Source organism: Collinsella aerofaciens (assembly GCF_027679495.1).
Classification (GTDB): Bacteria; Actinomycetota; Coriobacteriia; order Coriobacteriales; family Coriobacteriaceae; genus Collinsella; species Collinsella aerofaciens_AK.
The window spans coordinates 114,406-123,914 of sequence record NZ_JAQEKC010000004.1 but is presented as its reverse complement, the minus strand read 5'-3'; the positions used below and the strand labels follow the sequence as shown (position 1 = coordinate 123,914).

At 61.2% G+C, this 9,509-nt stretch carries 8 protein-coding genes; 7 read left to right on the top strand and 1 reads right to left on the bottom strand.

The window, feature by feature from the left end; genetic code table 11:
* The first annotated feature begins 255 nt into the window (after window positions 1-255).
* The 4 genes from feoB (at window position 256) to PGW49_RS02690 (ending at window position 5,986) form a co-directional block, all read left to right on the top strand.
* On the top strand, window positions 256-2,616 hold the full coding sequence (feoB, locus tag PGW49_RS02705) for a ferrous iron transport protein B (RefSeq protein WP_138374761.1): 2,361 nt from the start codon (window positions 256-258) through the stop codon (window positions 2,614-2,616).
* A 123-nt stretch (window positions 2,617-2,739) separates the two neighbouring features.
* Window positions 2,740-3,936 carry an MFS transporter gene (locus tag PGW49_RS02700; protein ID WP_148331894.1) on the top strand — a complete coding sequence of 399 codons (1,197 nt, stop codon included), beginning with the start codon at window positions 2,740-2,742 and terminating at the stop codon, window positions 3,934-3,936.
* Between the two features lie 106 nt (window positions 3,937-4,042).
* A complete protein-coding gene (locus tag PGW49_RS02695) occupies window positions 4,043-5,419 on the top strand; it encodes an alpha-amylase family glycosyl hydrolase (protein ID WP_138374763.1) in 1,377 nt (458 codons plus the stop codon).
* Between the two features lie 3 nt (window positions 5,420-5,422).
* Window positions 5,423-5,986 carry a uracil-DNA glycosylase family protein gene (locus PGW49_RS02690; RefSeq protein WP_138374764.1) on the top strand — a complete coding sequence of 188 codons (564 nt, stop codon included), beginning with the start codon at window positions 5,423-5,425 and terminating at the stop codon, window positions 5,984-5,986.
* A 1-nt stretch (window position 5,987) separates the two neighbouring features.
* Here the strand turns inward: PGW49_RS02690 and PGW49_RS02685 are convergent, their stop codons facing one another.
* Window positions 5,988-6,647 carry a hypothetical protein gene (locus PGW49_RS02685; protein WP_138374765.1) on the bottom strand — a complete coding sequence of 220 codons (660 nt, stop codon included), beginning with the start codon at window positions 6,645-6,647 and terminating at the stop codon, window positions 5,988-5,990.
* 93 nt (window positions 6,648-6,740) lie between these two features.
* Between PGW49_RS02685 and PGW49_RS02680 the strand changes: the two genes are divergently transcribed.
* From PGW49_RS02680 to rplL, 3 genes are all read left to right on the top strand, one after another.
* Entirely contained in the window at window positions 6,741-7,877 is a 1,137-nt protein-coding gene (locus PGW49_RS02680) for a pyridoxal phosphate-dependent aminotransferase (RefSeq protein WP_138374766.1), read from the top strand.
* A gap of 505 nt (window positions 7,878-8,382) precedes the next feature.
* Window positions 8,383-8,904 (top strand): 50S ribosomal protein L10, encoded by a 522-nt coding sequence (gene rplJ / locus PGW49_RS02675; RefSeq protein ID WP_006235004.1) that lies wholly within the window; start codon window positions 8,383-8,385, stop codon window positions 8,902-8,904.
* Window positions 8,905-9,006: 102 nt separating this feature from the next.
* Complete coding sequence (gene rplL, locus PGW49_RS02670) at window positions 9,007-9,384, top strand: 50S ribosomal protein L7/L12 (RefSeq protein ID WP_006235005.1); 378 nt, start codon at window positions 9,007-9,009, stop codon at window positions 9,382-9,384.
* Window positions 9,385-9,509: the final 125 nt, after the last annotated feature.

Below are 9,509 nucleotides of genomic sequence, written 5' to 3'. Positions count from 1 at the left end.
TCTTTTTAGTGCCCTCGGATTGGGTCATAGTGTCTGTTCGCGCCAAAACATCGGCGTTGCCATGGCCCAGATGCGGCACTTGGGGACGTTCCTTTTGTGCCGGCACTTGGGGACGGTCCTTGCAGCAATCTGTCGATTGAACGTCGTTGTGCGTTCGCGCTATCATGCATGGTTACAATTGGTTAGCCGTGGCAAACGGTTAGCCAAGGTAAACTAAATGCAACGCCCTGTGGGCGTCGGGGGAGGAGCACGGACGTGAAGCTCGATACACTCGAGATTGGAAAGGACGCCGTTGTCGCATCGGTGGCATCGGACGATCAGGCACTCCGACAGCATATTTTGGACATGGGTCTAACGCCGGGCACCGAAGTCACCATGATGAAGTACGCCCCCATGGGTGACCCGCTCGAGATCCGCCTACGTGGCTACGAGTTGACGCTGCGCAAGGACGATGCCGCACGCATTGAGCTCGTGGATGTGCACGACACCGATACCGGCCCGCGCGTTAACGCCGCAATCGGCACGACGGACCACCCGGCCCTGGGCGAGGGGACGTATTCACCCCGTGCGGCAAAAACGGCCGTGCCCGAGGGCGCGCCGCTGCATTTTGCCCTTGCCGGTAACCAAAACTGCGGCAAGACCACGCTGTTCAACCAGCTTACGGGCTCCAACCAGCACGTCGGTAACTTTCCCGGCGTGACGGTCGACCGCAAGGACGGCACCATTCGCAACCACCCCGAGGCGAGCGTTACCGACCTGCCCGGCATTTACTCCCTGTCGCCGTACACAGGCGAAGAAGTCGTGAGCCGTCAGTTCATCCTCGACGAGCGCCCGGACGCCATCATCGACATCATTGACGCCACCAACATCGAGCGCAACCTGTACCTGACGCTGCAGCTTATGGAGCTCGACCGCCCCATGGTCATCGCGCTCAACATGATGGACGAGGTGACGGCCAACGGCGGCGCCGTGGACGTCAACCTGCTCGAGAGCCTGCTGGGCGTGCCCGTTGTCCCCATTAGCGCTGCCCGCAACGAGGGTATCGGCGAGCTGGTGGATCATGCCTTGCACGTGGCGCGGTTCCGCGAGCGTCCCGGTCGCCTGGACTTTTGCGCACCCGATGGTCCAGACGGCGGTGCGCTGCATCGCTGCATCCACGGCATCGCCAACCTTATCGAGGACCATGCCGCGACGGCGCACATTCCCGTGCGTTTTGCGGCGACCAAGCTGGTTGAGGGCGACGAGCTGGTGACCGAGGCGCTTCACCTGGATCGCAACGAGCTCGACGCTATCGAGCACATCATTACTCAGATGGAGGGCGAGGCCGGCACCGACCGCCTGTCCGCGCTGGCCGATATGCGCTTTAGCTTTATCGGCGACGTGTGTGGGCGCTGCGTCGTCAAACCGCACGAGAGCCGCGAGCACGTGCGCTCCGTCAAGATCGACCGCATCCTGACGGGCCGCTACACGGCCATTCCGGCGTTCCTGGTGATCATGGGCCTCGTCTTTTGGCTGACGTTTGGCGTGATCGGCGCGGCGTTGCAGGGGCTCATGGAGGACGGCATCGCTGTCATCATCGCCTCGGCCGATGCGGGCCTCAAGGCGTTCGGAACCAACGACGTGGTGCGCTCGCTGGCTGTCGACGGCGTGCTTACGGGCGTGGGCAGCGTGCTGACCTTCCTTCCGATTATCGTCGTGCTCTTCTTGTTCCTCTCCATTCTGGAAGACTCCGGATACATGGCACGCGTGGCCTTTGTCATGGATAAGGTGCTGCGTCGCTTTGGCCTGTCGGGCCGCAGCTTCGTGCCTATGCTCGTCGGTTTTGGCTGTACCGTGCCGGCTATCATGTCGACCCGTACGCTCCCATCCGAGCATGACCGCAAGATGACGGTCATGCTCACGCCGTTCATGAGCTGCTCGGCCAAGTTGCCGGTCTATGGTCTGCTGTGCGGGGCGTTTTTCCCACAGGCGACGGTTCCCGCCATGGTCTCGCTCTATCTGATTGGTATTGCGGTTGGTTGCATTGCGGCTTTGGTGCTCAACCGTACGGCATTTAAGGGCGACCCGGTGCCGTTTATCATGGAGCTTCCCAACTACCGCCTGCCGAGCGTCAAGACGACGGTGATGCTGGCATGGGATAAGGCCAAGGACTTTATTACCAAGGCCTTTACCATTATCTTTGCCGCTACCGTGGTCATCTGGTTCCTTCAGACGTTCGATATCCGCTTTAATGTGGTCGCCGATCAGTCGCAGAGTCTGCTTGCCGGTCTGGGTAGCATCATCGCGCCGGTGTTGACCCCGCTCGGTTTTGGCGACTGGCGCGCCTCGACGGCGCTCGTCACGGGACTCATCGCCAAGGAGAGCGTCATCTCGACGCTCACGGTGCTTTTGGGCGCAACGTCGCCCGCGGTGCTGTCAACCATGTTTTCGCCGTTTACCGCTTACGTGTTCCTGGTCTTTACGCTGCTGTACCCGCCCTGCGTGGCGTCCATCGGCGCCGTCAAGAGCGAGCTGGGCACGCGCTATGCCGTTGCTGTGTTCGCGTTTCAGGTGACGGTCGCCTGGATCGTGGCGTTTGTCGTGCATTCGGCGGGCATATTGCTGGGTTTGGCTTAGTTATTTATTGACGGCGCAACCTCTGTGTATTGAGTTGATTGCGGCCCCGCATCTGTACTGACGGATGCGGGGCCGTTGCTATATAATCGCCCACCGCCCAAGACAATCGGAGAGGTTTCCTACATGACTCAGGCAAGACAAGATGGCATCTCACTCAAGCAGTGGCTCCCGCTTATTGGGCTCGCCTGTTGCGCGTTCGTATTCAACACGTCGGAGTTCATGCCCATCGGTCTTCTGACTGATATTGCCGCATCGTTCTCGCTCACGGAGGCCCAAGCAGGCATCATGATCTCGGTCTACGCCTGGGGCGTCATGCTGCTGTCGCTGCCGCTTATGGTGTTTGCCTCGCGCTTTGAGTTCAAGCGGATGCTGCTCGGCGTGCTCGCCGTGTTCTCGCTGGGCCAGTTCCTGTCCGCCGTGGCTCCCACCTATCCTATTTTGGTTTGCGCACGTCTGGTGGTCGCCTGCGCGCATGCCGTGTTCTGGTCGGTCGCCTCGATTATGGCCTCGCGCCTGGTCGACAGTCGCCACGGAGCGCTCGCCATCAGCATGATCGCCACGGGCTCGTCCATCGCGCAGATCTTTGGCCTGCCGATCGGCCGCGCCATCGGGCTGGCCGTGGGCTGGCGCATGACGTTTGCCGTGGTCGGGGCCCTCTCAGCCATCGCGGTCGTCTACCAGGCCGCGGTGTTCCCGGCCATGCCGGCGGGCGAGCGCTTTACCGTCAAACAGCTGCCCGAGCTGCTCAAGAATCCGTTCCTGGTCGCGCTCTACGCGGTCACGGTTTTTATGGCGACCGGCTATTACGCAAGCTACAGCTACATTGAGCCTTTCCTGGCGCAGGTCGCACACGTCGACGCGGGCGCCATCACCATGACGCTGACGGCGTTTGGCTTCTCCGGTCTGGTGGGCAGCTGGCTGTTTGGCCGCCTGTTCGACGGGCATCGCTTCCCGTTCTTGGCTATCACGCTCTCCGGCGTGCCGGTGGCTCTGCTGCTTATGGGTCCGGTCGCATCGTCGCTCGTGGCAGTGCTTGCCGTCTGCGCGCTGTGGGGCTGCTGCGCCACGGCCTTTAACGTGGCGTTCCAGGCCGAGCTCATCAAGTACACGCCGGCGGATTCGTCGGCCGTCGCCATGTCGATCTTCTCGGGCCTGTTCAATCTGGGCATCGGCACGGGCACCGCAATCGGCGGTGCCGTGGTTTCGGGTCCCGGTATCGCTTGGATTGGCTTCGTGGGCGGGGCGATTACCGTCGTGGGCGTCATCCTCGCCATCACCGTGCTGTTCCCAGCCATCCGTCGCGCCAAGCCCGTCGCCTAATCACAACCCAGGAGGGTCGGGGTGGCTAAAAGAGCCCCGTCCCAAATTAACTACTCTGCTGGGCATACAATGGATGTCGTTGTGTTGAGCTTACCGGGAGGTTGCTATGTGGGCATACGAGACGACGTTCTACCAGGTCTATCCGCTGGGCTTTTGCGGAGCTCCGCGCGAAAACGCCGCGCCCGTTGCTGAGGATGAGCTCGCCCAGGCTGCCAACGACGCGCCCAACTCCGATGCCCCCATCATGAAGATCGCCCAGTGGGCCGACTACCTGCAAAAACTCGGTATTGGCGCCGTGCTCATCAACCCGCCGCTCGAGTCTGATAGTCACGGCTACGATACGCGCAGTCTGCGCCATATCGACCGCCGCCTGGGTGGGGATGCCGACTTTGCCGCCGTATGCGACACGCTGCATACCCATGGCATCCGCGTGGTGCTCGATGCTGTCTTCAACCACGTCGGCCGCGGTTTTTGGGCCTTCCGCGACGTGCAGGAGCGCAAGTGGGACTCGCCCTACAAGGACTGGTTCCACATTAGCTTTGACGGTGACTCGTGCTACGGCGACGGCTTTTGGTACGAGGGCTGGGAGGGCCATTTTGAGCTTGTGAAGCTCAACCTGCAAAACCCTGCCGTGGTCGATTACCTGCTTGAGTCCGTGCGTCGCTGGTCCGAAGTCTTTGGCGTCGACGGTCTGCGCCTGGACGTCGCCTATATGCTCGATCGCGATTTTATGCGCCGCCTACACGCCTTTACCCGCGAGCTCAAGCCCGACTTCGTGCTGATCGGCGAGACACTCCACGGCGACTACAACCAGATCGTCAACGACGAGATGCTCGACTCCTGCACCAACTACGAGTGCTACAAGGGCCTGTACTCCAGCTTTAACTCGGTCAACATGTTCGAGATTGCCCACTCGCTTCATCGCCAGTTTGGCGGCGACCCCTGGTGCATTTATCGCGGCAAGCATCTGCTGTCGTTTGTCGACAACCACGACGTGCCGCGCCTGGCGAGCATCCTGACGGACAAGTCCTGCCTGCGCCCCGCCTACGGCATGCTCTTTGGTATGCCGGGCATTCCGTGCGTCTACTACGGCAGCGAGTGGGGGATTGCCGGCGAAAAGGGCGGCCCCGATGGCGATTGGGCGCTACGTCCTGCGCTCGATGAGCCCGCGCCCAACGAGCTGACGGCATTTGTCACGCAGCTGGCGCACCTGCGCTCGGCAAACGACGCGGCAGCCCGTGCCCTCAACTACGGTGCCTATCGCAACGTGGTGATCCAGAACAAGCAGCTGCTGTTCGAGCGCGCCTGCGACGATGCGACGGTGCTCGTGGCGGTCAATGCCGTGAACGAGCCCTACACCTTTGGAGCTGGCGAACTCAGCGGCTCCTTCGTCGACCTGCTTGCCGACGATGCGCCCACGGTCGAGCTGTCGGGTGCCCTTGAGCTTGCACCCTACGAGGTGCGTTATCTGCTGAGGGCCTAGGCCATGGCAGCGTCTGACGAGGGCTATCAACATATTGAGCATGGGTTTGAGCCCGTGTTCGACCAGCACTCGCGCGTTTTGGTGCTCGGGTCGTTTCCCTCGGTGCTTTCGCGCGCCAATGCCTTTTATTACGGCAACCCTCAGAATCGCTTTTGGCGCGTGATGGCCGCGTGCCTCGGTGTGCCCGTGCCGCCCAACGAGGGCGATCCTTTGGCAAGCGGTGAGCCCGCGACGCTCGATGCCTCGATTGCCGCCAAGCGGGCCATGCTGCTCAACGGCGGTGTGGCCCTGTGGGACGTGATCGAGAGCTGCGATATTAAGGGTTCGAGTGACGCCAGCATCAAAAACGTTGTGCCGGCACATATCGAGCGCATTACCGACGCGGCTCCCATTAAGCAGGTGATATGCAACGGTGGTACAGCTGGCCGGCTCTACAAGCGCTATCTACAAGAACGCACCGGGCTGCCGGCCATCGTTCTGCCGTCGACAAGTCCCGCCAATGCGGCATGGCGCCTAGAGCGCCTTGTTGGGCGCTGGCGCGAGGCCGTTGACTGGGGCGCTCTGTAATTTAGATATCTGATTGGGCGCGGGTGCCGAGGCGTTTCATGATGGCATGCCAGATCGGTGCGGGCAGCGCGGGCTTGACGCGCACCATGCCGTCGGCATCGACGCCTCCGGCATTGCCACCGCCAAGCAGCTGCGCATGCTCAATGGAGCAGCCCATGCGTACGGCGCCCACAAGCTTATCCATCGCTTCCGAAAATGGCCGACGCAAGAGACCCATGCGCGGGGAGTGGCGAAGCGCTGCGATGCCGGTGCCGGTGCAGACGACAACGCCGTCGCACCATGGCAGGTCACGTAGAAGACATGCCCGATACAGGCGGTCGAGGACTTCGTCCGTCTGCTTGGCGTTGTTGGACAGGGCCTGGACGACGACATAGACGCGTGTTTCTGTATTCCCAAGGCGATCGAGTATCTGCTCGACAGCGATCATAGCCTCATCGTCAAATGCATCATCAACAGCGAGCACTATGCCATCGACTGCACCGGCATCATCCGCCTTCAAGTCAACCGGGTGGGGGAGTACGGTGTCGGAAAGCCGGGCATAGGCGGCGATGGCATCCTGCAGGTCCCAAAGCAAAAACTCAAGATCGGTGCTTTCGGGAATACTGACAAACGCGATGTTATGCAGTGTTTTTGGTACATCGCCGCGCGCGGTCGTCTCCATGCCGCCTCCTTTCCGGTTGGTTTCCGTTTAGGTTACACCGTCTGGTGGCGCTCCGCCGCGCTATCCTAGTGCAACCCTTACGAAAGGAACGCCATGCGTCTGCCCATGAATACCTCGCTTGCCACGCTTAAGCCCTCCGGTATCCGCCGGATCAACGCACTCGCCGCCCAGCATCCGGGGTGCATCGCGCTTGCGCTTGGCGAGCCCGATTTTCCCACGCCCGATGTGATTAGCGCCGAGGTGACCGCCGCGCTGGACCGCGGTGACACGCACTATCCGCCCAACAACGGTCGCCCCGCCCTGCGTGAGACGTTGTCTGCCTACATGGGGGATGCGGGCCTTACGTTTTCGGCCGACGAGGTCATCCTGACCGACGGCGCGACCGAGGCACTGTCGGCAACATTCATTGCTATGCTCAACCCCGGCGATGAGGTCATTATCCCCACGCCGGCCTTTGGCCTGTACGAGAGCATCGTCGTGGCCAACCACGCCAAAGCGGTCTTTTTGGATACGGAGCCTGCGCAATTCCAGATTGACGAAAACGCACTTCGCGCCTGTGTGACCCCGGCGACCAAGGCCATCGTTATCTGCTCGCCCAACAATCCCACGGGCTGCATTCTTAACGCGGCATCGCTCGACGCCGTGGCGCGCGTAGCAGAACAGTCGGGCATCTACGTGGTCTGCGACGACGTATACAGCCGCCTAGTCTATGTGGATGGCTATGAGCGTTTTGCCCAGCGCCACCCGGAGCTACGCGAGCAGACGGTGGTCATCGAGAGCTTTTCCAAGCCCTGGGCTATGACCGGTTGGCGCCTGGGCTGGCTCGCAGCGGCAACCCCCGTCATCGCCGAGATCGCAAAGGCCCACCAATACTTAGTATCGAGCGCCGTCTCCTTCGAAATGGACGCTGCAGCCCGAGCCCTCACCGTCGACCCAACCCCCATGCTCAAAGTCTACCGAGCCCGCCGCGAGCGCGTACTCGAAGCCTTAAACGCCATGGGCCTCGACGTAGTAGAGCCCGCAGGAGCCTTCTATACTTTCCCGAGCATCAAAAAGTTCGGCCTAACCAGCGAAGACTTCTGCATCAAAGCCATCAAAGAAGCAAACGTAGCCCTAGTCCCGGGAGACTGCTTCGGAACCGAAGGCCACATCCGCCTCAGCTACTGCGTTTCCGACAAAGACCTGGACGAAGGTCTCCGCCGCCTGTCCACCTTCATTTCAACCTTGTAGCCATCAGGGACGCAACATATCAGCCCACCGACTTAAGGCTTATGAGTGGGGGCGTCGGCCAACGGGAAACCGGGCTGCCCCAAAGTCACCGCAGGCCGCGCCGCCGAAGGCCAGGCGCAAGGTTTTCGTAGATTCCGCACGAGCCGAAGAGCACTTAATGTGCTCTTCGTGCGAGCCCAGGACCTGACCGAGCGAAAACCTTGCGCCTGGCCTTCGGCGGCGCGGCCGGATGGTGGAATTGTGTGCAGCCCGGTTTCCCGTTGACCGACGCCGGGGTCCCCGCCATAATACTTTCGGTTCACGCACGAATCCGCTGCCAGAGACAGCCGGCGCAAACGGGTCTTACCCGCGAGCTTAATGGGATATCCCGCCAGCCGAGGTGGTCGAGTAGATATGTCTTCTCGCCCCCGTCGCTCATGCAGCGCGGGGGCTTTCTTTTTGGACATGCCCCCGTCACGTCCTTGTGGCGGACCGTGCCCGGAAAGAATTCGAGGAGGTGTAATTCATGCCCCAGCAGTACAAAATCGACAAGGTTGCAGAGATCGAGTCCCGTATCGCCGAGAACGCCGGTCTGTTCGTCGTCAACTACAACGGTCTGACGGTTAAGCAGGCTCAGGAGCTGCGTCATCAGCTTCGCGAGTGCGGCGCCGAGATGAAGGTCTACAAGAACAACCTGGTCAAGATCGCTCTCAAGAACCAGGAGCAGCCCGAGCTCGACGAGATTCTCGCCGGCCCCGTCGCTTATGTGTTCTACGAGTCCGAGCCGGTCGAGGCCGCTAAGGCCCTTAAGGACTTCTCCGCTAAGTCCAAGGGCGTCCTTGAGATCAAGGGCGGTATCTCCGACGGCAAGGCCGTTTCCGCTGATGATGTTAAGGCTATCGCCGAGCTGCCCACCAAGGATCAGCTTCTCGGCCAGATCGCCGGTCTCATCTCCGGTTTCGCTCGCGACATCGCTGTCTGCGTCAACGGCGTTTCCTCTGGTCTCGCTCGTTCGATCCAGCAGGTCTCCGAGCAGAAGGCAGCCTAGTCGCTGTTTTCACCCGCGGCGGCAACGCCGCACCCCTGGCGCATTCGCGCCGTGTTTTAACTGATCTCCGTGCATTCGCACGGAAACCGAAAGGACTTAGAAATGGCTAAGCTTACCACCGATGAGATCATCGATGCTCTTAAGGAAATGACCCTTCTCGAGGCTTCCGAGCTCGTTAAGGCTATCGAGGACACCTTCGGCGTTTCCGCCGCTGCTCCTGCCGCTGTTGTCGCCGCTCCCGCTGCTGGCGCTGCTGAGGCCGAGGAGAAGACCGAGTTTGACGTCGTGCTCGAGGGCTTCGGCGACAACAAGATCCAGGTCATCAAGGCCGTCCGTGAGCTCACCAACCTTGGCCTGAAGGAGGCCAAGGAGGTCGTCGAGGGCGCTCCCAAGGCTGTTCTCGAGGGTGCCAAGAAGGAGGACGCCGAGGCTGCCAAGGAGAAGCTCGAGGCTGCTGGCGCTGCTGTCACCCTCAAGTAATCAGGCTTTCTCGCCAGATTTCTTTGCAGACGGGGTTCGCATTGCGAGCCCCGTCTTTTTTGTTTTTCGGTCCCTCGACATCGGTTGCTCAAACTGCCATGTTCTGTAATTTGCGTCGTATCGGG

Coding starts and splice junctions, on each gene's coding strand:
- PGW49_RS02700 (WP_148331894.1), top strand. CDS start 2,740: ATGACTCAGGCAAGACAAGATGGCATCTCACTCAAGCAGTGGCTCCCG.
- PGW49_RS02695 (WP_138374763.1), top strand. CDS start 4,043: ATGTGGGCATACGAGACGACGTTCTACCAGGTCTATCCGCTGGGCTTT.
- PGW49_RS02690 (WP_138374764.1), top strand. CDS start 5,423: ATGGCAGCGTCTGACGAGGGCTATCAACATATTGAGCATGGGTTTGAG.
- PGW49_RS02685 (WP_138374765.1), bottom strand. CDS start 6,647: ATGGAGACGACCGCGCGCGGCGATGTACCAAAAACACTGCATAACATC.
- PGW49_RS02680 (WP_138374766.1), top strand. CDS start 6,741: ATGCGTCTGCCCATGAATACCTCGCTTGCCACGCTTAAGCCCTCCGGT.
- rplJ (WP_006235004.1), top strand. CDS start 8,383: ATGCCCCAGCAGTACAAAATCGACAAGGTTGCAGAGATCGAGTCCCGT.
- rplL (WP_006235005.1), top strand. CDS start 9,007: ATGGCTAAGCTTACCACCGATGAGATCATCGATGCTCTTAAGGAAATG.